Raw genomic sequence first — 24122 nt, forward strand, 5'->3', positions numbered from 1 at the left:
GCATCGGCGACGAAAACGCCACCGCATCCTCCTCCGACTCCAAGCCAGAACCACAGGCCGAAGAAAAGAAGGAAGAGCCGAAGGCTGACTCTTCTAACGGCGGCTCCGGCGATGCATCCGACGTGGAAATGCCAGAACTTGGCGAGTCCGTCACCGAAGGCACCATCACCCAGTGGCTCAAGTCCGTCGGCGACACCGTCGAAGTAGACGAGCCTTTGCTCGAGGTCTCCACCGACAAGGTCGACACCGAAATTCCATCCCCAGTAGCAGGCACCCTGGTAGAAATCCTCGCCGACGAAGATGACACCATCGAGGTAGGCGCAGTCATCGCCCGCATCGGCGACGAAAACGCCACCGCATCCTCCTCCGACTCCAAGCCAGAACCACAGGCCGAAGAAAAGAAGGAAGAGGAAAAGAAGGAAGAGCCAAAGGCAGAGGAAGATAAGAAGCCGGAGCCAAAGGCAGAGGACAAGAAGGAAACCCAGCAGGATTCTTCTCTCAATACCTCCGCGAAGGTCAACAACGGCGACAACGTTCCTTATGTCACCCCACTGGTACGCAAGCTGGCTGACAAGCACGGCGTAGACCTCAACAACGTTGAGGGCACCGGCGTCGGTGGCCGTATCCGCAAGCAGGACGTGCTTGCTGCCGCTGGCGAAGGAGACGCACCTGCCAAGTCTGGTGCGCAATCCGATAACTCCCCACGCGCTCGTTGGTCCACCAAGTCTGTGGATCCGGCCAAGCAGGAGCTTATCGGCACCACCCAGAAGGTTAACCGCATTCGCGAAATCACCGCCTCCAAGATGGTAGAGGCGCTGCAGATTTCCGCACAGCTTACCCACGTACAGGAAGTCGACATGACTGCCATCTGGGATATGCGCAAGAAGAACAAGCAGGCATTCATCGACAAGCACGGTGCCAACCTGTCCTTCCTGCCATTCATCGTGAAGGCTACCGCTGAGGCCCTAGTCTCCCACCCGAACGTCAATGCGTCTTATAACCCAGAAACCAAGGAGATGACCTACCACGCGGACGTCAACATCGCTATCGCTGTTGATACTCCGAAGGGTCTGCTCACCCCGGTCATCCACAAGGCACAGGACATGACCCTGCCGCAGATCGCGCAGCAGATTGCGGAGCTGGCTGATAAGGCCCGCAATAACAAGCTGAAGCCGAACGATCTGACCGGTGCTACCTTCACCGTGACCAACATCGGTTCCGAGGGCGCCATGCTCGATACCCCGATCTTGGTTCCGCCACAGGCCGGCATTCTGGGTACCGCAGCCATTGAGAAGCGTCCGGTGGTTGTCAACGAAAACGGCCAGGATGCCATTGCCATCCGCCAGATGTGCTACCTGCCATTCACCTACGATCACCAGGTGGTTGACGGTGCGGACGCAGGCCGCTTCATCACCACCATCAAGGATCGCCTGCAGATCGCGGACTTCCAGGCAGACCTCGAAGTCTAAAGGTTCTATCGCCGCTTAAAGCCTTCCAGCCCCACCGCGGGGCTGGGAGGCTTTTGCCATGTCTGGGGTGCCAAGTGGGGGTGATAGATCCGCCTTTAGCCGAACCATCCATCCCGTTTTATTCGAGGCTTTTCGCGATCGTTCCTCCTAAGCCCGTGGTGAGCGCCTTTGGAGCCACCTTAGACAGTGATGCGGTGCATAAAAGTTTCTCAAGGGGGATCGGCTCACCCATTATTAAACATATAATTAGGGCGGTTATAGCCATTGTCCCCCACTAAGGAGTCTCACTGACATGGAATTCATCTCCCGCCACCTAGGGCCGGATTCTACGGAGCAGGCCACCATGCTTGCGAAGGTAGGCTACGACAGCGTGGACGCGCTGGTCGATGCCGCCATTCCCTCCAAGATCCGCGCCGCAGAATTGCCTCAGCTTCCTGAGGCACTCTCGGAGGATGAAGCACAGGCTACGTTGCGGGAGTACGCCAACCAGAACACTGTGCTAAAGCCTTTCTATGGTCAGGGCTTTTCAGATACCCTCACCCCAGCGGTCATCCGCCGCGGTCTGCTAGAAGATGCTGGTTGGTATACCGCTTATACGCCGTACCAGCCGGAGATTTCCCAGGGGCGTCTGGAAGCGCTGCTGAATTTCCAGACCATGATTGAATCCCTCACTGGACTACCGATTGCGAATGCCTCTCTCTTGGATGAGGCTTCTGCTGCGGCTGAGGCCGTGGGCCTTATGTCCCGTGCGGTAAAGAAGGGCCGCCGTGTAGTGCTCGATTCCCGCCTGCACCCGCAGGTGCTTACCGTCGCCGCGGAGCGTGCCCGCGCGATTGACCTCGAGGTGGAAATCGTCGACCTGCGCGAAGGCCTCGTAGGCGAGGACCTCATTGGCGCCGTCATTGCCTACACCGGCACCGAGGGCGACATTTTTGATCCCTCTTCCCTCATCGAAGAGCTGCATACCCGCGGCGCGCTAGCCGCTGTGGTCACCGACCCGCTTTCCCTGCTTCTCTTGGAAGGCCCTGGCTCACTGGGCGCCGATATTGTACTCGGTTCCTCCCAGCGCTTCGGCGTGCCGCTCTTCTTCGGTGGCCCGCACGCTGCTTATATGGCGGTTACAGAAAAACTCAAGCGGCAGATGCCTGGCCGCATCGTCGGTGTTTCTAAGGACGCGGATGGTCGCCCGGCCTACCGCTTGGCACTGCAGACTCGCGAGCAGCACATTCGCCGCGAGCGCGCCACCTCTAATATCTGTACTGCGCAGGCGTTGCTAGCTAATGTCGCCTCCATGTACGCCGTCTACCACGGTCCGCAAGGCCTCAAGGCTATCGCACAGCGCGTGCATGGGCTTGCCTCCAGCTTCGCCCAATCCGTCAAGGATGCCGGAAAGCAGCTGGTATCTGAAGACTTCTTCGATACAGTCACCGTCGCCGGCGTGGATGCCACCAGCATCAAGGAAAACCTCCAGAAGGAGGGATACCTCGTGCGCGCGATCGGTGAGGACAAGGTATCGGTGTCCTTCGGTGAGTCGGCGACTAAGGAGGACGTCGCCAAGCTCGCCCAAGCCTTCGGCGCTGAGGCGACTGAGGCTGACTTCGACCTGCCTAAGAGCCTGCAGCGCAGCCAGGAGCCGCTCCAGCACGAGGTATTCAACCGCATCCACTCCGAAACCCAGATGTTGCGCTACCTGCGCAAGCTGGCTGATAAGGACTTAGCACTTGACCGCACCATGATCCCGCTGGGGTCTTGCACCATGAAGCTCAACCCCACCGCCGCCATGGAGCCGATTTCCTGGCCGGAATTTGCTGGCATCCACCCCTACGCCCCGGAAGAGACAACCACTGGCTGGCGCGCACTGGTCGAGGAGATTGAAGGTTGGTTGGCCGAGATTACCGGCTATGCCAAGGTCTCCATCCAGCCCAACGCCGGATCCCAGGGCGAGCTGGCCGGCCTTTTGGCCATCCGCCGCTACCACGTAGCCAATGGCGATAACGAGCGCGATGTAGTACTCATCCCGGCTTCCGCACACGGCACGAATGCGGCCTCGGCTACGCTGGCTAACCTGCGCGTTGTGGTGGTAAAGACCGCGGACGACGGCTCTATTGATCTGGCGGATTTGGATGAAAAGATTGCCAAGCATGGCAACCACATCGCCGGCATCATGGTGACCTACCCGTCCACCCACGGGGTCTTTGACCCAGAGGTTCGCGATGTTTGCGATAAAGTCCACGCGGTGGGCGGCCAGGTCTACATTGACGGTGCGAATATGAACGCACTGACCGGTTGGGCCCGCCCAGGGCAGTTCGGCGGCGATGTGTCCCACCTCAACCTGCACAAGACCTTTACCATTCCGCATGGCGGTGGCGGCCCAGGCGTGGGTCCAGTAGCAGTGGCCGAGCACCTTATCCCGTTCCTGCCCACCAATGCCGCGGATCCGCAGCTGGATGCAACCACTGCTACCCCGGTTGGGCAAGGCGTGCCTATTACCAGTACCAAGTACGGCTCGGCCGGTGTGCTGCCGATTTCCTGGGCATACCTAGCTATGAGCGGCGCGCAGGGACTTGCTCAAGCCTCCGCCCACGCAATTTTGGGCGCAAATTACCTGGCCAAGTCCCTGGAAGATTCCTTCCCTGTGCTCTACACCGGCAATGCTGGCTTGGTGGCCCATGAATGCATCCTGGATCTGCGCGCGCTTACCGACGCCTCTGGGGTCACCGCCGCGGACGTCGCCAAGCGCCTCGTAGACTTTGGCTTCCACGCCCCGACCCTGGCTTTCCCGGTGGCCGGCACCCTCATGGTGGAGCCCACCGAGTCCGAGGACTTGGGCGAGCTGGATCGTTTCATCGAGGCAATGCGCACCATCCGCGCCGAGATCCAGGAAATCATCGACGGCCAGGTGTCCTACGAAGGCTCCGTCATCCACCATGCTCCGTTTACCGCGGAGTCCGTTAGCGCCGATACGTGGGACTTTGTCTTCAGCCGGGAAAAAGCCGCTTGGCCAGTGAAATCCCTGCGCCACAGCTACAAGTACTTCCCGCCGGTGCGCCGCATCGACGAGGCCTATGGTGATCGCAACTTGGTCTGCAGCTGCCCGCCGCCGGAAGCATTCGATATCGACGATTCTGAGGAGTAAACATGACCGAACTTCTTACCTCCCCACTCAATGCCGAGCACGAGAAACTCGGCGCCACCTTTACGGCCTTCGGCCCATGGAACATGCCGCTGAAGTACCAGAACGAGCTAGACGAGCACCGCGCTGTACGCAACAGCGCCGGTCTATTTGACCTGTCTCATATGGGCGAAATCTGGGTCAACGGCGCCGACGCCGGCAAGTTCTTGTCCTATGCCTTCATCTCCAACTTTGAGCCCCTCAAGGTGGGCAAGGCCAAGTACTCCATGATCACCGCCGAGGACGGCGGCATCATCGATGACCTCATTACCTACCGCTTTGAGGAAGATAAATTCCTCGTCGTCCCGAATGCCGGCAACGCCGATACCGTGTGGGACGAGCTCAACAAGCGCGCCGAGAGCTTCGATGTCACCTTGAAGAACGAGTCCCGTGACGTGGCCATGATCGCCGTCCAGGGTCCTAAGGCCGCAGAAATCCTCGTCCCGTTGGTGGAAGACAATAAGCAGGACGAGGTCTACAACCTCGGCTATTACGCCGCCACCATGGGTAAGGTGGCGCGCACCTTTGCCATCATCGCGCGCACCGGCTACACCGGTGAGGATGGCTTCGAGCTCATTGTGTACAACTCCGATGCCGCGCAGCTGTGGGAAGAGCTGCTCAAGGCCGGTGCAGAATACGACCTCAAGCCGTGCGGCCTCGCCGCCCGCGATTCCCTACGCCTCGAGGCCGGCATGCCTCTTTACGGCAACGAGCTCTCCCGCGACATCACCCCGGTAGAGGCGGGCATGGCCCGTGCCTTTGCCAAAAAGGAGGCCGATTTCGTCGGCTCCGAGGTCGTCCGCCAACGCGCCGCCGAAGGCCCGCAGGTAGCGATCACCGGTCTCACCTCCGAGCAGCGCCGCGCAGCCCGCGCCGGTGCCGAGGTTTTCGTGGGCGATGAGAAGGTAGGCACGGTCACCTCCGGCCAGCCTTCCCCCACTCTGGGACACCCAGTGGCCATCGCGCTGCTGAATACCGGCGCGAACCTCGAGCCCGGCTCCGCTGTAGAGGTGGAGATTCGCGGTAAGCGCTATCCTTTTGAAGTAACCGCGTTGCCGTTCTATAAGCGCGACAAGTAAGCATCTTTTCAACCAGCCCGAAAGGACCACATCACCATGGCTAACCTTCCTCAAGATTTTTCCTACTCCGAAGACCACGAGTGGGTCAACGCTGCCGCCGATGCCGTTGCTGGCGCTACCGTGCGCATCGGCATTACTTCCGTGGCTGCTGACCGCCTCGGTGAGGTCGTCTTCGCCGAACTGCCGGAGGTAGGCGATACCGTTACCGCCGGCGAGTCTTGTGGCGAGGTCGAATCCACGAAGTCCGTCTCTGACCTCTACTCCCCTGTCACCGGCACCGTAAAGGCCGTTAACGAGGATGTGCACGATGACTACGCTGTCATCAACAACGACCCGTTCGGCGAGGGCTGGCTTTTCGAGGTTGAGGTTGATGAGGCCGGCGAGCTCATGGATGCTGCCGCTTATGCATCCGCCAACGGCCTAGATTAATTCGACCCCACGCGGGAGGGTGTGCCACGCGCACCCTCCCGCTTTGCTTTGCCCACCGCACCAGAGGAAACTTTGAGTCTATGACTGCACCACGCGATCCTTTCTTCCCCGCCGAGCGTTCTATCCGCGCCTCCGATAAACCACTAGAGGTCCGTTTCTTGGGCCGGATGGACTACCAGGAGGCCTGGGACTACCAGGCCGAGGTAGCAGCCGCGCGCGCCAAGGGGGAACAAGACGATGTGGTGCTCGTAGTCGAACACCCCAATATCTATACCGCCGGCAAGCGCACCCAACCGGAAGATATGCCAGATAACGGCCTGCCCGTTATCACCGTTGACCGTGGCGGGCGCATCACCTGGCATGGCGAAGGCCAGCTGGTCATCTACCCCATTATCAAATTGGCCGAGCCCGTCGACGTCGTCGACTATGTCCGCCGCCTCGAGGAGGCCACCATCCAGACGGTCCGCCAGATGGGGGTAACCACCGCCGGGCGCATCGATGGCCGCTCGGGCGTGTGGGTTCCTTCCACTACCGAAGCCAAGGATCCCTCCGCTCCGAAGCGTGACCGCAAGATTGCCGCTCTTGGAATCCGCATTACTCGCGGGGTGACCATGCACGGTTTGGCGCTTAACTGCTGCAATACGCTGGAATACTACGACCACATCGTGGCTTGTGGCATCGATGACGCCGATGTCACCACCCTATCGCTGGAGCTCGGACGCCAGGTCAGCCTCGAGGATGCCACCCAACCGCTTTTGCAGGCGCTTGATGACGCCCTCTCGGGCCGCCTCATTGTCGCCGACCACACCTTTGGCTCAGCCCCTGATCCCACGAAGGTGGCAAATGAAAGGGCTAGACAGAGGCGTCGACAAGCGCGGCAAGAACCCTAGTTTGGGGCTGGCGCGGAATAGGATGTGACCGCGGCGACTTATACCTAGAAGAGCTATTAGCCATCACCACCATCAACCGATAAAGTGAGTTTTTGTGACTGTTAAGCCTGAAGGACGCAAGATGCTCCGCATTGAAAAGAAGAATGCGGAGTCACCCATCGAACAAAAGCCACGCTGGATCCGCAACCAGGTTCGCACTGGCCCGGGCTATGAGGACATGAAGTCCCGCGTGGCTGGGGCCTCCCTGCACACCGTGTGCCAGGAGGCAGGTTGCCCGAATATCCACGAGTGCTGGGAATCCCGCGAGGCTACCTTCCTCATCGGTGGCGATAAGTGCACCCGCCGCTGCGACTTCTGCGATATTGCCACCGGCAAGCCGGAAGAACTAGACCGCGATGAACCGCGCCGCGTAGCCGAAAATATCCGGGAAATGGACCTTAACTACACCACCATTACCGGTGTTACCCGCGATGATCTCCCCGATGAGGGTGCATGGCTCTACGCCGAGGTCGTGCGCAAGATTCACGAGCTTAACCCCCACACCGGCGTGGAAAACCTCACCCCGGATTTCTCTGGCAAGCCAGACCTGCTGGAGGAGGTCTTCGAGGCCAAGCCGGAGGTCTTCGCGCACAACCTGGAGACCGTGCCGCGCATCTTTAAGCGCATCCGCCCGGCCTTCCGCTACGAGCGCTCCTTGGACGTCATCCGCCAGGCACATGATTATGGCCTCATTACCAAGTCCAACCTGATTTTGGGCATGGGCGAGACCGAGGAAGAGGTCGAGGAAGCTTTGCGTGACCTGCGCTCTGCTGGCTGCGATATCATCACCATCACCCAGTACCTGCGCCCCGGCCCGCGCTTCCACCCGATTGAGCGCTGGGTGCGCCCAGAGGAGTTTGTGGCTCACTCCAAGCTGGCAAAGGAGCTCGGCTTCGGCGGCGTCATGTCCGGCCCACTGGTGCGCTCGTCCTACCGCGCCGGCCGTCTCTACGTGCAGGCCATGGAAAAGCGCGGCTTCGAGCTGCCGGAAAACCTCAAGCACTTGGCGGAAACCTCCCAGGGTGCTACCGCCCAAGAGGCCTCCACCCTGCTGGAGAAATACGGCCCATCGGAAGAAACACCCGTGACCACCCGCATGGCCAAGGCTCCGGCTAATGCGAATTCGGCGGCGGCCACCGTCCGCTAAACCACACGTTTTCATAACGGCCTGCGCTTTCCGCGTGGGCCGTTTTAACATTCATGCCCGTTGACCTTTAAAGTAGGAGCCATGGCGAAAGATGACAAGGCAGCACTAAAGGCTGCAAAGAAGCAAGAACGCGCGGCCAAGCGCCAGCAGCGTAAGCAAACCTGGTCCCAAATGTGGCAAGCATTTAATATGCAGCGCAAGCAGGATAAGGCGCTTATCCCCATCATGCTGGGCGCCTTCCTGGGCATGGGCTTGCTCTTCTTCCTGATCGGCTCGCTTTTCAACGGCCAGTGGTTCATGCTCATCCTGGGCTTGGGCATCGGCGCGCTGCTCGCAATGTTCCTATTTACCCGCCGCCTTGAGCGCGATATGTACAAGCGCGTGGAAGACCAGCCGGGTGCTGCGGGCTGGGCACTCGAGCAGCAGCTGCGCAATACCGTGGGCATCGTCTGGTCCGTCAAAACCGGCGTGGCCGCCACCCGCCAGCAGGATCTTATCCACCGCGTCATCGGCAATGCGGGCGTCATCTTCGTGTGCGAAGGCAATAAGAACCGCGTGCGCCCTACCCTCAACCAGCTTAAGAAGCGCGTAGACAAGATCGCCGGCGGCGTTCCCATCTACGAGATCTTCGTAGGCAACGGCGAGGACGAGGTTCCCGTTTCCAAGCTGCGCAATAAGGTCATGAAGCTGCCGCGCAACTTTAATAAGAACGAAACCTACGAAAACATCCGCCGCATCGAGGCCATGGACTCCATGCCGGGTACCACCCCGGGCATGCCCAAGGGTCCAATGCCCCACCAGGCGCAGAACATGGCCGGCATGAATCGCCGCATGCGCCGCGCCCAGCAGCGCAAAAAAAATAAGTAGGGCGCCTAAAGCGAATCCCTGCCGCACCATATGAGGTGTGGCAGGGATTTTCTCTTGCCCGGAAAATCCGGGCGACTTAGGAGCGAATAACGATGGTACCGGTGGCGCGGTCATGCATTCCGCGTCCATCCGCATCAACCATGGCCGCTGGGAACAGCACACCGGTGAGCACCGTGCGCAGCGCCGCGCGCCATAGGCCCACGCGGGCACCGGGAACGTCAAGCCGGGCAACACCCATGCCTAAAAGCAACATGCCGGGTGTGCGAGCAAAGAGCCAACCACATGCGATTCCCATGACTACCCACAGCGCGTAGCCCAAGAAAGCCACACCGCCGAATTCCGTGGTGAACATGTGGATCAGGTTGGCGATGAGCATGCACACGATCCAGTCAATCGCCACAGCGCCGGCGCGGCGGCCAACGGAAGCTAGTGACCCCGGTCCGGACTCCGGAAGACCCAGCTTTTCTCCCGGCCAGCGACCGGGGCCTTCCATATCATCGTATTCGCCCGGAATATTTGGGCCGTCGAGCCACGTACGCTTATCTGCCATGCTCACCAATCTAGCGGGCGGAAAGTGAGATGTGAAACGAGGGGAATCGCGATGCCTAAGGCGAGAACCTAGTAGGCTATAGAGAGACAATTCACCGGTCAACAACGAGGAGACAAACGTGTCTTTCGAGACAGTGCAGGACATCGTCCAATTTATTCAGGACGAGGACGTAAAATTCGTCGATATCCGTTTTACGGACGTCCCAGGCACCGAGCACCACTTTTCCATCCCAGCAGAAGAGTTCACCGTAGAAGATGCCGAAAGCGGCCTCGCTTTCGACGGCTCCTCTATCCGCGGATTCACCACCATCGATGAGTCCGATATGACCCTGCTGCCGGATCCAGCCACCGCGCATATTGATCCGTTCCGCACGGCCAAGACCCTGAATATCAAGTTCTTCGTCCACGACCCATTTACCTTTGAACCGTTCTCCCGCGACCCGCGCAACATCGCGCGCAAGGCGGAAGAGTACCTGCAGTCCACCGGCATCGCCGATACCTGCAACTTTGGCGCTGAGGCCGAGTTCTACCTCTTTGACTCCGTACGCTTTGGCACCGACGTCCAGCACGGCTTTTACGAGGTTGATTCCGATGAAGGTTGGTGGAACCGCGATAGCGAAACCAACTTCGACGGCACCCCGAACACCGGCTACAAGACCCGCCTGAAGGGCGGCTACTTCCCCACCGCTCCGTATGACAAGCACGGTGAAGTGCGCGACGCCATGGTGGAAAACCTGCAAAAGGTAGGCTTCCACATCGAGCGCTTCCACCACGAGGTGGGCGCCGGCCAGAACGAAATCAACTACCGCTTCAATTCCATGTTGCACGCGGGCGATGACATTCAGACCTTCAAGTACGTGGTCAAGCAGACCGCAGCGCAGTGGGGCAAGACCGCCACCTTCATGCCCAAGCCGTTGGCCGGCGATAATGGTTCCGGCATGCACGCCCACATGTCCCTGTGGAAGGACGGCAAGCCGCTGTTCCACGATGAAGCCGGCTACGCAGGTCTTTCCGATATCGCCCGCTACTATATTGGCGGCATCCTCCACCACGCTGGTGCTGTGCTTGCGTTCACCAACCCAACGCTGAACTCCTATCACCGTCTGGTCCCAGGCTTCGAGGCTCCGATTAACCTGGTCTACTCCCAGCGCAATCGCTCCGCTGCAATCCGTATCCCGATTACCGGTTCCAACCCGAAGGCTAAGCGCATCGAATTCCGCGCTCCGGACCCATCCGGCAACCCGTACTTGGGCTTTGCCGCCATGATGATGGCCGGCATCGACGGCGTAAAGAACCGCATCGAGCCACACGCTCCGGTAGATAAGGACCTCTACGAGCTGCCGCCTGCAGAAGCTGAATCCATCCCGCAGGCCCCGACCTCCCTCGAGGCTTCCCTCAAGGCCCTGCAGGAGGACATGGACTTCCTCACCGAAGGCGATGTTTTCACCGAGGACCTCATCGAGACCTACATCAACTACAAGTACGAGAACGAGATTAACCCCGTTCGCCTGCGCCCGACCCCGCAGGAATTTGAGATGTATTTCGATTGCTAAAGCTGCGCTAGCCAGCGTCCTATAGGGGACGAAAGGGCACGCGCCTACAAAGCTCAGTCCCGAGACCTTCAGTGGGTCTCGGGACTTGCTTTTTCTAAGCCGACCCCGCGAGATGCGATCGATGCCACAAGATGATCTAGGCTTGACCCCCGCCCCTAAATCCATACTTAGCGAGAGTTCTCACCAGCCCAAACGAGAGCAAAATTCTGATAACCCGACCGAAAGAAATTAACATGTGGGTGTGACTGATAGATTCCGCCAACTCCCAGCCCCCGGCCCCGCGTGGGGAGGCAGCCTCATGGGCACCTCCATCGTTTCGCGCCTACTCGTGGAAGAAGGCATGATGATCCTGGCCGGCATTTTTGCCGCCATTGCGTGCGTCATCTTTGTCGTCCTCACCGCGGGTTTCTTGCGCTACCGCCATCCCAGCTTCGAGCGCACCACAATGGCGGAATGGTCGATGTTTTTCATCGGAATCTTGGCGCTCGGCGCCGCGCTTTCCGGGCTCACGGACATTCCTACTTTCCGCCTCATAGGCTTTTGGATCGGTGGCCCAATTACGGTTATCACGTGGGCTATCCAGCTCACACGCTTTGATGGCGAGCCGAAGTTCACCTGGGGCCTGCCACTGGTTGGCCCCATGATTTCGGCCTCGGTTTCTGGTTGGCTGGCTCACGATTACGGCCAGTTCTACCACGTAATGGGCACGATATTTTTCTTCATGTCCCTGGTAACGGCGGTGCCGACCTTTGCTCGCGTGTACTGGGCCGCATGGCACGGGAAGGTGGATTTTACCGGCGCGAAATCAGCCACTGCCTGGGTACCACTAGGCGTGGTAGGCCAGTCCACCACGGCTATGCAGATTCTTTTCCCCGGCCCGGTATCCATTTATTACGGCCTGACTGCCCTCATCATCGCCATTCCGCTATCCATCTACGCGATGTTTACCTTCTATCCCAATGTAGCTCGGTGGGTCCCCTATTCCCCTGCCTGGTGGTCGTGCACCTTCCCGCCGGGAACCGTCAGCATGGGCGGCCACCAGCTGGCATTGGTCAATGGCTCCGAGCTTATCGACGCCATTGCGCTCACCATCCCGGTTCTCCTCACCGCGCACTGGATGCTGTGCTCCACCCGCTTCCTGAGCTGGGTATGGGAAGGCAAAAAGCAAACAGGCCCTGAAGAGCCACTTATCACTACAGGCCAATAAAAGGAGCAAAGAGGAGCAGCCACTATGCGAGACTCCAGCTTTGAAGATTCGAAGCGCCGCAACGGTCGCCGGTGATGTATAGTTCCTCCCCCATCACCTTCATCGCTTGGGAATGCGCGGACCTGACTGCAGTAAGACAGGTACTCGCCGGCGTGCAGCGAAACGGCATCTATCTCTACGGCGAGCACCTGCTCTTGGAGACGTCGTGGCTGGGCCAAGGCGCACGGGACTTCTACGCCACAGCATGGCGCTGGAGTGCAGATGATTGCCCGCTTTTCTATGAGTTGGCGCGACAGGGCAAGGTCCTCATCACCATTAATACTGCGGTGATTGCCTGCGGCGATAAAGAAGACATCGCTACTGCGCGCGACTGCATTGCACAAGAGCTTATCGCCGCCCGCAATCCGCAGCATCTGTGCAAGCTGCTTGCCGACGCCGCAACAAAGCCGACCTAAAGCCCTGGTTGCTCGCTGCGCTTCATCCAGCCCATACGTGGAACAAAGCCGCGGGGATGTTTCATCTGGGCTACTGCGTCAGCAATCATGAGGCGGTGGCGGCGCGAAACGCTATCGGGAAGCTTCGCCACCGAGAACCAATCCGCCTCGGTATTTTCTTCATCACTAATGACCGGCTCTGCGCCCTCTGCTACCGATACACGCAGCGCCGTTCCCATGAAGGTGCACTCATCGCCATTGGGATAGGTCACTGGGCCGGTTTGCCCTACGCCCAAAAGCGCTTCCACCTTGGCCTCGAGTCCGACTTCTTCTTTGACCTCTCGCAGCGCAGTGGTGGTAATTTCCTCGCCCGGCTCACAGATTCCTTCCACCGGTGTCCACACACCATTATCGGAGCGCTTGACTAGGAGCACGGAAGGAACCTCCCACAATGCGGCATCTGCGGGTACATCGCGGAGGATAATGGCGCTACAGGCCGGCACGAAGATCTGATCCTGACCAATCTTTTCGCGCAGCTGAACAATGAAATCTGGAGTCGGCATGCCACCTAGGGTAGACCAGTGCTGCCGATCTAGGCCATCGGGCCTAGAACCTTCTTGGCAAGCCGTTGAATATCGGTAGCCAAGGTGAAAGTCAGCTCCATATCCGTCTGTGTGTTCTCGCAGGAACGCCCTTCTTCGAGGGATTGCGTCGTTCCGGAGACCACGCCCACGATGGTCTGTTTGCCTTCTACCTCGCCATAGACCGGCCCGCCCGAATCGCCATTGGTACTGCACACGTGTGCCCGTGCAGCAAGCGAATCCCACTGGCGGTCCTGCCAGGTAAGCTGCGCAATTTCCGCATCATGGGATAGCGATCCACACGTCTCATTAGTAACCACGCCCAGCTTGCACACCTTCTGCGGCAGATGAGCCAGCGAGGTGGCGACGGTATTGTCTACTTCCCCGGGGACATAGTAATCAGCACTGCCGGTGATTTCGATAAAAGCTACGTCGAGGTCATAACTCTTTTCGGCGTAGTTATCAGAATAAATGACCTCACCAATGGGCTCGGCGGGATATTTGAACTCACCGTCGGCAGAGCCAGCCCAGACCTTATCGTGAGGTTTGCCGCAATGGCCGGCGGTAACGGCGATGGTGCGGGCGTCGGCAAGCGTAAATGACCATGCCGCCGTACAAGAGTGGTACTGGAAATAAGCACCCGGCTGCGGGTCATCGCCGGAGAGCTCAAGAGCCGTGCCCGGCGCGATCGGCGCCACGGCCGGGGAATAGACCTCATTAGGAATGAGGTTTTTATAAGACAGGGCAGAAAAGCTTGGTTCTTCCCCACCCCGAATCGGGCTGCAGGCCGCGAGGAGCACGGCCGTGCAGACTGCGCCACCGCTAGTTGCTATCCGCGCCCGCATCCCCGGCGTCGTCCTTAGCATCCTCATCCGTAGCCATCTCCGCCTGGGCCTTGAGATCGCGGATGAACTTTTCTGGGTCAAACTCGGTGTAGTGTTCTGGGCCGGCAAAATTTTCTAGGGCCATGAGCTAAACCTCCGTTTTCTGAATCGACGTGGTGATGTAATCCTTGACCACCGCAGCATCATTGGGCAAGTCCTTAACATGCCGCTCAGTATCGAGAATGCCAGCAAAACGCTCAGGCGGCTCGGGGGCAGAGCCAATGGCCTCTATGATGGTCTCTGCAAACTTCACCGGCAGTGCAGTCTCCAAGCATACGATGGGCGTCTCCACGCCTTCGCGCTGCGCCCCGCGGGCGACCTTAATGCCATCGGCCGTGTGCGGATCCACCAGGTAGTTGAAACGCTCGTGCACGTCTTTGATGGTGGCGAGGCGATCGGCGTGGCTGGAGGAGCCAGATAGGAATCCGTACTCTTGACCGGCGGCGGCGACTTTCTCTTGGTTGAGGCTGAAACCGCCCTCTTTGACCTTCGTGCCAAAAAGCTCCGCTGCTTGGGCTGCATCGCGGCCGAGCAAGTCGAACACAAACCGCTCAAAATTAGAGGCACGCGAGATATCCATCGACGGCGAAGACGTAGCCATGGTTTCTGCGGCAGGGCGCGGACGGTAGTTTCCTGTGCGGAAAAACTCATCTAGCACGTCATTTTCATTGGTAGCCACGATGAGACGATCGATGGGAAGCCCCATCTGGCGGGCGATGTGGCCGGCGCAGATATCGCCAAAGTTGCCGGTAGGAACGCTGAAGGAAACCTTCTGCTCGGCATTGTCGGTGACCTTCAGCCAGCAGGAGATGTAGTAGATCACCTGGGCCATAAGCCGCGCCCAGTTAATGGAATTGACCGCACCGATACGGTAGGTGGACTTAAAGTCGGCATCTCCCGAGACCGCCTTGACCACATCCTGGCAATCATCAAAGACGCCATCAAGGGCAATGTTGAAGATATTCGGGTCATCCAAACCAAACATCTGTGCCTGCTGGAAGGCCGTCATGCGGCCGGCCGGGGTGAGCATAAAAACGCGAATGCCCTGGCGACCTCGCATCGCATACTCTGCTGAAGAACCCGTATCACCAGAGGTAGCGCCCAAAATATTCAGCGTCTCACCGCGGCGGGCGAGCTCATATTCAAAAAGCTCCCCCAAAAGCTGCATGGCCATGTCTTTAAATGCCGCAGTAGGTCCTTCAGAAAGGTGCCCGATAAAAAGGCCCTCTCCCAGTTCGGTAACGGGGACGATCTCCGGGTCTGCAAACTTGGGGCTGGTATAGGCTCGGGCAGCGATATCCTCGATATCTTGCGCTGGAATATCGTCAATGAAAAGCTTGAGCACCTCGGCCGCGAGTGCCGCATAGCCTTCATCCGCAAGGAGCGTGCGCCATGAATTTAAAGTGGCGAAATCCAACTGCGGGTAGCTCTCTGGCAGGTACAAACCTCCATCGGGGGCAAGCCCGCCAAGGAGAATATCCGTAAAAGATGCGGGCTGACGGGCGGTATCGCGGGTCGAAATATACTTCACACAAAAGAATCTTAGTAGTTAAGGCGTAAGGTATCAGCCATGTCGCAGCCGAATCCCAGAGAAGTCATTACCACTCAAGCTTTAGGCATTTGGGTGGCCGCCATGGCGGTCTACCTCGTAGCGATTACTGGCCGTACCTCTTTTGGCGTTGCCGGCCTGGACGCTATTGAGCGCTTCGATGTTGATGCCGGCCGTATCGCTGTTTTTACCTCCGTGCAGCTGGGCGTGTATGCCCTAGCCCAAATTCCTACCGGCATATTGATCGATAAATTTGGCCCACGCCTGCTCCTGGTAGTCGGCGCCGTCATTATGGGCATCGGTCAGGTAGTGCTGGGTTTTACTACTAGCTATGGCGTAGCCATCGCAGCCCGCGTGCTCATTGGCGCGGGCGATGCCACGGCGTTTCTCTCCGTAATGCGCATCCTGCCCTATTGGTTCCCGCTGCACCGCACGCCTATGTTTACCCAGGTAACCTCGTCGCTAGGGCAGATGGGCCAGTTCATCTCCGCGGTGCCTTTCTTGTGGTTACTGGGCGCAGCCGGCTGGACCGCCGCCTTCGTTACCCTTGGTGCGGTGGGCATTCTCGTGGCCATCGCCGCGATTGTGGCGGTGGCAGATTCACCGGAAAAGCTGGGCATTATCCCCACGGAAAAAGAACCGCCCAACTCTCAGGCCACCAGCATCCCAGCTCGCCTAAAGAAGGTATTCCGCTCCCCAGTGGCATGGCAGGCCTACTTCATTCACTACATCGGTATGCTCCCGCTCATCGTCTTTGTCATGCTCTGGGGAATGCCCATGATGACCCAAGGAATGGAGCTATCCAAGGCGAAGTCCAGCCTGGTGCTTACCTTGTTGGCGGTATTTTTGGTCCTCGTCGGCCCATTGCACGGCAAGATTTCCTCCCGCGCACAGCATATCCGCCCGTGGCTCAGCCTGGGTTTCGTAGCAGTCCATGTACTGACCTGGCTCATTTTCTTTACCTTCGGCACCGACAGTGGTCTGGCCGCGATTTTGGTGGTGTCCTTCGTTACCGCGCTCTGCACGCCGACGGCTAACTATGGCTTCGATATCGTGCGCGAGCGCATGGATCGATCCGTGGTGGCCACTGCTACGGGCCTGGGCAATATGGGCGGGTTTACCTCCGGCATGCTGGGCGCTCAGCTCTTCGGCATGGTGCTGGACCATTCCTCTGCTGCCCCTAACTACTCCATGCCGGATTTCACTGCAGCCTCCGCGGCGGTGCTAGCCGTGTGGGTGGTCGGCATGATTGGTGTGGTAGTCACCCACTTCCTGCGGCGCCGCGCTGGCGAGGATGGGCCTTCTGTCACCATCGTGGAGGTTTCTTAAAGGCCAGAGCATGGTTACTCGGGGTTGACAATAAAGTGGATGGTTCCTTCAGGATCCGCTAAAAGCTCACGGGTAGCCGCCACGGCTTCCGCCTCATCGAAGGCGATGCGTTCAAAGCCAGTATCGTTTAGTTCCACAATGTCTGCCCCCGGGCAGGCCAAAAGAATTGGCGAGTGCGTGGCGATGATTATCTGCGCGCCGCGGTCAACCGCTTGGGCTATTTCCCCCACTAGGGCCAGCTGCCGGATAACGGAAAGTCCCGATTCTGGCTCATCAAGGACATATACGCCTTGGCCATTGATGTGCTCATAGAGCATGTCGAAGACGGATTGTCCGTGCGAGCGGCGAGATAAATCTACATTCTGGGACAAGGTGGAGCGGCCTGCGCGTTCGTCTGATGAATCTCCGCGTGCAATCAGATGCTCGTGTTTTTCAGCGCGTAGGAAATAGGCGCGTTGGATGACTTTATCCGTGACGCAGCGAATGGGGCTGCGGGGAACGATTTCATCGGGATCGTCCATCCGTCCACCTTCGGGAGAGCAGCCCAAATCACTGGCCACACCGGCGAGCAAACTAGATTTACCAATGCCGTTTTCCCCCACGAAGACGGTTACCGGCCTCCGCAGCTTAAAGCTTCCTAGGTCGGCCAAGTAATCGAAAACCGGCAGCTTTGCCCTGTAGTCATCGGGCTTAAATTTCAGGCTTAGGGCATCAATCAGCATGGCCTCTAGACTAATTCAGCTCATCCAATATGCGCAGCGCGTCTTCACGTGTAGCTTCCGCACCAAAGTTTTTCAGGTGGCCAGCCAGTTCACCAGTGGGAAGTGATTGGGCGATGGTATCGGCCGGCACGGTATTGACGGCATAGGCCACTCCTACCCCACCGGTGATGGGGATGGCGATGGCGGCGATTACTCCCACCGCGGTCGATAGCGTGGACTTGAAAGTCATAGTCTCCTCCAAAGGCTTCGGCACCGAGCACTATGCCCGTTACCAATTTGTGATGTTTTACCTTAGGAAGAGTTACTGCCAAGGCGATGCCTCGCAGCTGCGGGTTTCCTGGATTTTCGTCCCCAACTTGCACGGTAAAGGCTGGTTAGTTTGCCGGGTAGCTTTCCGCCACAATCCCATCACTAGCCGGCATAACAAGGCCTCGCTCAAAAGCTACGAGAACCGCTTTTTCATCGGATTCGCTGATGTCACCGGCTTCCACTGCACTGCTCAGCTCACGCTCAAGGTACACGCGCACATCAGACTTACCGTTTTCGGTCTGGGTAATATCTCGCGGGACGGATTTTAGGGGAATGCCCAATGCCTTAGCTAGGGAGGTCACCCGGTTCGCATCGGTGGAATTATCGTCCTTAATGGCACCATTGACCTGCGCAGGAACGTCTTCTTGGACTACGCCACCGGCCACGGCCTCGCCCACGGTCTTTGTCCCTTTGGGTGGATTGTCGCGGTTGGTTGCCCATACCCCTACTGCGATGGCCACGATGACGGCCACGGCCACAAAGACCCACAGATAGATGAGCTTGCGGCGGTGCGCCCCACTGATTTTAGCCATGGAAACCAGCGCCATCGCTAAAAGAACCGTAGTCATTGCCGCGCTGGTTTTCGCCGCGATCATTGAGGGCATCAATGATGGAGCGAATGGTGGCCTCCCCTATGCGGTCGGCGCGGCCCCAAGAGCGAGGGGTTTGGCGGGAATTTTGCGGCGCTGATTCCGGGCTCGGCGGTGTGGGCTTTTGCTCCCGAGGGGTGGAGACCTCAATGGTCACTGTGGTGCCATCAAGGTGCAGGGCGTCGCCGTCGCGCCCGCCCGCAGCACGCGCAGCGGAAAGCAATGCGGATAGCTCGCCTACCGTAGCGTTATCCACATCGAGTTGCAGCTTAAAAGACATAACTAGCCAGTCCTTCCTCTTTCCCATCCCACTCTAGAGTCCATCAGTGCAAAAAGTAAGGCTACGATGCCCACACCGGGGATTTTCAAGGGCAACTCTAAGAATGCTCGAAGGATTCCTCCTCGCCCCAAAAGACTTCATCGACTACCTTGCGGGCATGCCGGGTTAGTTTCAAATAGTGTTCCAAAAACTCCTGGTTATCTTCCGGCGCCCATCCGGCGGCACCGGCTACTTGGGCCAGCTGCGGGCCAGGTCCAGGCAGTTGGTCCACGCGCTTGCCGCGCACAAGCACTAGCGCATTGCGCGCGTCGGTAGCCATTAGCCAGGCTTCGCGCAGGTCAGATACCTGCCCGGCGGAAAGGATAGCGGTTTCTTCCAAAGCATCAAGCACGCGCAGCGTAGACGGATCATGGAGTTCGGCGTACTCGTGGGCATGCATCATCGTCAGTAGCTGAACGGTCCATTCAATATCGGTTAGCGCACCGCGGCCAAGCTTGGTGTGAGTATTGCGGTCCGCGCCGCGCGGTAGGCGCTCATTGTCCACACGTGCCTTCATGCGCCGAATATCGCGAATGGTAGATGCGCTGGCGCCGCCTTCTGGATAGCGGAAGCTATCCACCATGGACATAAAGCGCTCGCCTACCTCTTTATCCCCAGCAACGAAGGCCGCGCGCAATAAAGCCTGTAGCTCCCAGGACTCGCCCCATTCGCGGTAGTAACGCTCATAGGAAGAGATAGTGCGTGCCACCGCACCGGAGCGGCCTTCGGGACGCAGGCCTAAGTCGACATCCAGTGGCGGGTCTCCCGAGGGTTTAGACAAGCGGCGCCGGAGCTTATCGACGATCCCGATGGCCCACTTCACTGCCTCCCCTTCTGCAGCAGAGTCAGCATCCTGTTCGGCGGGTTCTGCTACCACGAGCACGTCCGCATCTGATCCGAAGCCCAGCTCCATGCCTCCCAGCCGGCCCATGCCAATGACGGCAATGCGCGCTGGTGGCTCCGCATCCTCGTTGGCTAGGCGCCATGCCCGCACCTCGGCGCGAAGGGCAGCTTCCAGCACGGCATCCCAAATGGTAGATAGCTCATAACACACCTGCTTGACCGGCATAAAGCCCAGCAAATCCGCACTAGCAATGCGGGCAAGCTCTACCCGGCGCAGCGAGCGAGCCACCGCCACCGCCTTATCTGGGTCGGCGTGGCGCTTGCTGGAATTAACCAGTGCTTTGGAGACCTGCTCGGGCTTGGTTTCCAGTAGTTTGGGGCCAGTGGCGCCGTCGGAAAGCTGCTTTAGCGAATCCGGCGCGCTAATAATCAGATCCGAGGTAAACGGTGACGTGCCCAGGATGTGCATGAGCCGCTGGCCCACAATTCCTTCATCGCGCAGCATGCGCAAGAACCACGACCTATCGTTCGCAGCCTCGGAAAGTTTGCGATAGTTCAGCAGGCCCATGTCTGGGTCTGCGGTATCGGAAAGCCATTCCATCAAGGTGGGCAGCAAGATCGCCTGGATGCGTGCTTTGCGTGAGGTTCCTGCCGCCAGAGAAGTCAGGTGCTCGAATGCGCGGTCCGGGTGGTTATAACCCAGCGCGGCCAGCTGCAGCTTGGCGGCCTCGGGCGAGAGCTTCAGCTCATCGGCGGACATGGTGACCACAGAATTAAGAAGCGGCCGATAAAACAGGCGCGAATGCAGCTCGGAGATGCGCAGGCGAATCCGGCGCAGGTGCGAAAGCATGCGCTCGGCTGCGGATTGAGTGCCCTGCGGGTAGAAACCGGCGATGCGTGCTAGCCACTTCATCCCGTCTTCATCATCGCTATCGGGCAGCGTGTGCGTTCGCCGGAAGCGCTCCAATTGCAATCGGTGCTCAAGCAAGCGTAAAAACTCATAGGCTTCAATGAGCTGGGTGCCGTCCTCACGTCCGACGTACCCTGCCGAAACCAATGCCTCCAGCGCATCCACTGTGGATAATGCGCGAAGCGTTTCATCGGAACGCCCGTGCACCAATTGCAAGAGCTGGACTGCAAATTCAATATCACGCAGGCCACCCACGCCCAGCTTCAGCTCGCGATGCTTGAGTTCTGCAGGAACATTAGCCAACACGCGGCGGCGCATGGCCTGGACGTCTTCTACAAAGGACTCGCGCTGGGAGGCCGTCCACACCATCGGGCGGATCTGATCCAGATAGTCCTGCCCCAGTGGTAGGTAACCGGTCATGGCGCGCGCTTTCAGGAGCGCCTGGAATTCCCAAGTCTCCGCCCACCGCTTGTAGTAGGCAACGTGTGATTCCAAAGTGCGCACCAAAGCACCCGATTTTCCTTCTGGGCGTAAATTCGCATCTACTTCGAAGAAGGTGGTGGAGCCAATGCGATTGAACTCCGCCGCCAGGCGTATTGCCCGTGGGGTTGCCTCACTGCCGACGAAAATGACGTCCACATCAGAGATATAGTTCAGCTCCCCCGCACCGCACTTTCCCATCGCCATGACTGCTAGTTGTGCGTCTACAGGCTCGTCCCCGTAGATGGTGCGCACAGCGCAGGCGAGGGAGGCGGTTAAGGCAGCATCGGCAAGCGCGGTGGTCAGAGCCGTAATCTGGCGGAATCCTACCTCCGGCTGGGGTGTGGTCTGGCCCTTGCGTGCATGGAAGGTACCGGCCACATCGCAAGCGGCAATGCGCATCATTAACGTGCGGTAGGTCGTGCGCAGCGCCTGCTTATGCTCTCCCTCGCCGGCGCGGTAGGTGCCCGGCGCGCTAAGATCCTCACGCGCCGGATCGGGCCGATCAATATCCTGAGCAAATTCCGCGGGCTGGGCATCGACGGCGCCGAGCAGGCTCTGCAGCATCTCTTCGGGCTGTGGGAGGGGCTTTTCTAGCTCTCGCCACAACTCAGGGTTTGCCGCGAGGTGATCACCAAAGGCGGTCGAAGCACCCAGCAGGGCAAAAAGGCGCACACGCACCGTTTCATTGGCGCGCACAGCCTCATCGAGCTCTGGGACTTGTTCATAGATGCGGATGAGATTGTTGAGGGCCAGGTCTGGATCCCCCACGGCCGCAAGGGTCCACAAAAGATTGACCGATTCAGGGTTATTCCAGCCCAGCTGCTCAATATCCGAAGCAGCATGCGGGCGGGTAAGGCCAAGCGTGGCCGGTGAAGGTACAGCAGCAGGACGCATTATTCTCCTAGAAGTTCAGGTTATTGCGCAGCTCAAAGGTGGTGATCTGGCTCTGATAGTGATGCCACTCATCCCACTTGGAGCGCAGGAAGAACTCAAAGACGTGCTCGCCCAACACCTCCGCCATGAACTCGGATTTTTCAAACTCGCGCAAAGCCTGGTCCAGGCTGGTGGGCAGATCCTTATATCCCATTGCCCGGCGTTCGCGGCGGGTGAGCTGGTGGACATCGTCCTCAGCTGGATCATCGAGTTCGTAGCCTTCCCGGATTCCTCGCAGACCGGCTGCCAAGAGCACCGCATAACCCAAGTACGGGTTCATGGAGGCATCAATGGAACGAATTTCTACCCGGCGGGAATCTTCCTTAGTAAGCCGGTAGGTGGGCACGCGGACCAACGCAGAGCGATTAGACACACCCCAGGTTGCTGAACCCGGTGCCTCGTTGCCAAACATCAGGCGCTTATAGGAATTTGTCCACTGATTAACAATGGCGGACATCTCCGTGGAGTGTTCCAGGATTCCGGCGATGAACTGTCGGCCAGTCTGCGATAAGGAAAATTCATCGTCCGGATCGTGGAAGGCATTGGATTGGCCTTCAAAAAGGCTCAAGTGGGTGTGCATGCCGGAGCCTGGCAGATGCTCGAAAGGCTTAGGCATGAAGGTGGCGCGCACGTTGGAGTTGGTTGCCACCTGTTTGATTACGTGCCGGAAGGTCATGATGTTATCAGCCATGGTCAGCACGTCCGCATGGCGCAGATCAATTTCTTGCTGCCCCGGTGCGGTTTCGTGATGGCTAAACTCCGTGGCAATTCCCAGTGATTCCAGCGCCAGCATCGCCTTCCTACGGAAAAGCGGGGCGGTATCATGAGTAGCCTGGTCGAAATAACCACCATTATCGGTCGGTACCAAGTCCGTGAGTTCGCGGCCACGCTCAAAAAGGTAGAACTCGATTTCTGGCGAGGCCATGCAGGTAAATCCATCATTGGCGGCCTCGGTAACCTGGCGGCGCAGGATATGGCGCGGATCCACCATGGAGGGCTGGCCGTCCGGCTGCGCGATATCGCAGAACATGCGGGCCGATTGCAGGTCCGGCTCATCCATATCAAAGGGCAGAATCTGGAAGGTGGAGGGATCTGGCAACGCGATGGTGTCAGACTCAGAGATACGAGAGAACCCTTCCACGGAAGAACCATCGAAGCCAACACCTTCTTCAAAGGCCGATTCCAGCTCGGATGGGCTCATGACCACGGATTTAAGGGCGCCCAAAATATCCGTAAACCACAGGCGGATAAAGCGGATATCGCGTTCCTCAACGGTTCGTAGGACAAATTCGTGTTGGCTATTCATGCCTTAGACCTTACCGGCTCACCTCCGAGGGATGTGCAGTTCATGCGACAGTTTTTCCAGGGCGAAATGCGCAGGTCGCAAGAGTATCTAGGGGGTATCAAGCGGGGGCTTTTCCTTCACGGGCCTACTGATGTGCATGCTTTGCTGAGGAAGCAAGCGAACACACGTACACCTTTTAAAGGACGAAGTTTTATGACCACCCACTGCGATGACCTTTCTGCTCACGTAATCGAACGCCTCATCACCGCCGCGCAACATGGTTGGGCACCGGCGGATTTAGAGCACGTCTTAGGCCCGCATGCTTACCCCATTATCTACCGTGCTAGCCCCCATGTGCCGGCACGGATTACCTCCCCTGCCTTACGCAAGGCTTGGCTACAAATGGCTCCGCCGGACGAAAATTTCATTCCGCGCGATAAGCTGCGCGCCATTATGAAAGAGCTAATTCACCTTGGCGGAATCAAGCGGTGGATGCGCCACGCTTGAATAGTTCGTTAAGTATTTCACGTGGGGTTGCGCCGCCGAGGAT

At 58.7% G+C, this 24122-nt stretch carries 23 protein-coding genes; 12 read left to right on the top strand and 11 right to left on the bottom strand.

Annotated features, from left to right (window positions below; all coding sequences use genetic code 11):
* From sucB to QP990_RS10630, 7 genes are all read left to right on the top strand, one after another.
* The coding region (gene sucB / locus QP990_RS10600; protein WP_284799163.1) for a 2-oxoglutarate dehydrogenase, E2 component, dihydrolipoamide succinyltransferase at positions 1-1469 on the top strand (1469 nt) is incomplete at its 5' end.
* A 292-nt stretch (positions 1470-1761) separates the two neighbouring features.
* The gene (gcvP, locus tag QP990_RS10605) at positions 1762-4605 is read left to right on the top strand and encodes an aminomethyl-transferring glycine dehydrogenase (RefSeq protein ID WP_023021161.1); all 2844 of its coding nucleotides are present in this window, start codon (positions 1762-1764) and stop codon (positions 4603-4605) included.
* A 2-nt stretch (positions 4606-4607) separates the two neighbouring features.
* A complete protein-coding gene (gene gcvT / locus QP990_RS10610) occupies positions 4608-5720 on the top strand; it encodes a glycine cleavage system aminomethyltransferase GcvT (protein WP_239207509.1) in 1113 nt (370 codons plus the stop codon).
* A gap of 36 nt (positions 5721-5756) precedes the next feature.
* The gene (gene gcvH, locus QP990_RS10615; RefSeq protein WP_023021159.1) at positions 5757-6149 is read left to right on the top strand and encodes a glycine cleavage system protein GcvH; all 393 of its coding nucleotides are present in this window, start codon (positions 5757-5759) and stop codon (positions 6147-6149) included.
* A gap of 80 nt (positions 6150-6229) precedes the next feature.
* Entirely contained in the window at positions 6230-7039 is an 810-nt protein-coding gene (lipB, locus tag QP990_RS10620; protein ID WP_239207507.1) for a lipoyl(octanoyl) transferase LipB, read from the top strand.
* A gap of 121 nt (positions 7040-7160) precedes the next feature.
* The gene (gene lipA / locus QP990_RS10625) at positions 7161-8225 is read left to right on the top strand and encodes a lipoyl synthase (protein ID WP_023021157.1); all 1065 of its coding nucleotides are present in this window, start codon (positions 7161-7163) and stop codon (positions 8223-8225) included.
* Positions 8226-8306: 81 nt separating this feature from the next.
* On the top strand, positions 8307-9092 hold the full coding sequence (locus QP990_RS10630) for a DUF4191 domain-containing protein (protein WP_023021156.1): 786 nt from the start codon (positions 8307-8309) through the stop codon (positions 9090-9092).
* A 76-nt stretch (positions 9093-9168) separates the two neighbouring features.
* Here the strand turns inward: QP990_RS10630 and QP990_RS10635 are convergent, their stop codons facing one another.
* Positions 9169-9642: an RDD family protein gene (locus QP990_RS10635; RefSeq protein WP_200288845.1), complete on the bottom strand. Its 474-nt coding sequence runs from the start codon at positions 9640-9642 to the stop codon at positions 9169-9171.
* 118 nt (positions 9643-9760) lie between these two features.
* Here QP990_RS10635 and glnA point away from each other — a divergent pair, with 118 nt between their 5' ends.
* From glnA to QP990_RS10650, 3 genes are all read left to right on the top strand, one after another.
* On the top strand, positions 9761-11194 hold the full coding sequence (gene glnA, locus QP990_RS10640; protein WP_023021154.1) for a type I glutamate--ammonia ligase: 1434 nt from the start codon (positions 9761-9763) through the stop codon (positions 11192-11194).
* 241 nt (positions 11195-11435) lie between these two features.
* Complete coding sequence (locus tag QP990_RS10645; protein ID WP_200288844.1) at positions 11436-12401, top strand: TDT family transporter; 966 nt, start codon at positions 11436-11438, stop codon at positions 12399-12401.
* Between the two features lie 74 nt (positions 12402-12475).
* Positions 12476-12856: a hypothetical protein gene (locus QP990_RS10650; protein ID WP_023021152.1), complete on the top strand. Its 381-nt coding sequence runs from the start codon at positions 12476-12478 to the stop codon at positions 12854-12856.
* On the opposite strand, the gene QP990_RS10655 is transcribed toward QP990_RS10650, so the two are convergent.
* From QP990_RS10655 to thrC, 4 genes are read right to left on the bottom strand one after another with little or no spacing between them, the layout of a single operon-like run.
* Positions 12853-13398 carry an NUDIX domain-containing protein gene (locus QP990_RS10655; protein ID WP_200288843.1) on the bottom strand — a complete coding sequence of 182 codons (546 nt, stop codon included), beginning with the start codon at positions 13396-13398 and terminating at the stop codon, positions 12853-12855. The genes QP990_RS10650 and QP990_RS10655 overlap by 4 nt on opposite strands.
* A gap of 29 nt (positions 13399-13427) precedes the next feature.
* Positions 13428-14261, bottom strand: coding sequence for a S1 family peptidase (locus tag QP990_RS10660; protein ID WP_259825104.1), 834 nt, complete (start codon positions 14259-14261; stop codon positions 13428-13430).
* Positions 14239-14385 (bottom strand): hypothetical protein, encoded by a 147-nt coding sequence (locus tag QP990_RS10665; protein ID WP_200288841.1) that lies wholly within the window; start codon positions 14383-14385, stop codon positions 14239-14241. Before QP990_RS10665 ends, QP990_RS10660 begins: the two co-directional genes overlap by 23 nt.
* A 3-nt stretch (positions 14386-14388) precedes the next feature.
* Complete coding sequence (thrC, locus tag QP990_RS10670) at positions 14389-15831, bottom strand: threonine synthase (RefSeq protein ID WP_284799168.1); 1443 nt, start codon at positions 15829-15831, stop codon at positions 14389-14391.
* 39 nt (positions 15832-15870) lie between these two features.
* Between thrC and QP990_RS10675 the strand changes: the two genes are divergently transcribed.
* Entirely contained in the window at positions 15871-17178 is a 1308-nt protein-coding gene (locus tag QP990_RS10675; protein WP_023021147.1) for a nitrate/nitrite transporter, read from the top strand.
* A gap of 14 nt (positions 17179-17192) precedes the next feature.
* Here the strand turns inward: QP990_RS10675 and QP990_RS10680 are convergent, their stop codons facing one another.
* From QP990_RS10680 to QP990_RS10705, 6 genes are all read right to left on the bottom strand, one after another.
* Positions 17193-17900, bottom strand: a complete 708-nt coding sequence (locus QP990_RS10680; protein WP_200288839.1) for an AAA family ATPase — start codon at positions 17898-17900, stop codon at positions 17193-17195.
* Between the two features lie 10 nt (positions 17901-17910).
* Positions 17911-18129: a hypothetical protein gene (locus QP990_RS10685; protein WP_023021145.1), complete on the bottom strand. Its 219-nt coding sequence runs from the start codon at positions 18127-18129 to the stop codon at positions 17911-17913.
* 145 nt (positions 18130-18274) lie between these two features.
* Entirely contained in the window at positions 18275-18742 is a 468-nt protein-coding gene (locus QP990_RS10690; RefSeq protein ID WP_034660167.1) for a hypothetical protein, read from the bottom strand.
* On the bottom strand, positions 18735-19079 hold the full coding sequence (locus QP990_RS10695) for a hypothetical protein (protein WP_284799172.1): 345 nt from the start codon (positions 19077-19079) through the stop codon (positions 18735-18737). The genes QP990_RS10690 and QP990_RS10695 overlap by 8 nt, the downstream gene beginning before the upstream one ends.
* A gap of 97 nt (positions 19080-19176) precedes the next feature.
* Positions 19177-22248, bottom strand: a complete 3072-nt coding sequence (locus QP990_RS10700) for a bifunctional [glutamine synthetase] adenylyltransferase/[glutamine synthetase]-adenylyl-L-tyrosine phosphorylase (RefSeq protein ID WP_284799173.1) — start codon at positions 22246-22248, stop codon at positions 19177-19179.
* A 7-nt stretch (positions 22249-22255) separates the two neighbouring features.
* A complete protein-coding gene (locus QP990_RS10705) occupies positions 22256-23593 on the bottom strand; it encodes a glutamine synthetase family protein (protein ID WP_023021141.1) in 1338 nt (445 codons plus the stop codon).
* A 192-nt stretch (positions 23594-23785) separates the two neighbouring features.
* On the opposite strand from QP990_RS10705, the gene QP990_RS10710 reads away from it, so the two are divergent.
* The gene (locus QP990_RS10710; protein WP_284799175.1) at positions 23786-24079 is read left to right on the top strand and encodes a hypothetical protein; all 294 of its coding nucleotides are present in this window, start codon (positions 23786-23788) and stop codon (positions 24077-24079) included.
* The last annotated feature ends 43 nt before the right edge of the window (positions 24080-24122 follow it).

Origin of the sequence: Corynebacterium sp. MSK071 (genome assembly GCF_030232125.1) — a bacterium.
Taxonomy (GTDB): domain Bacteria; phylum Actinomycetota; class Actinomycetes; order Mycobacteriales; family Mycobacteriaceae; genus Corynebacterium; species Corynebacterium kefirresidentii.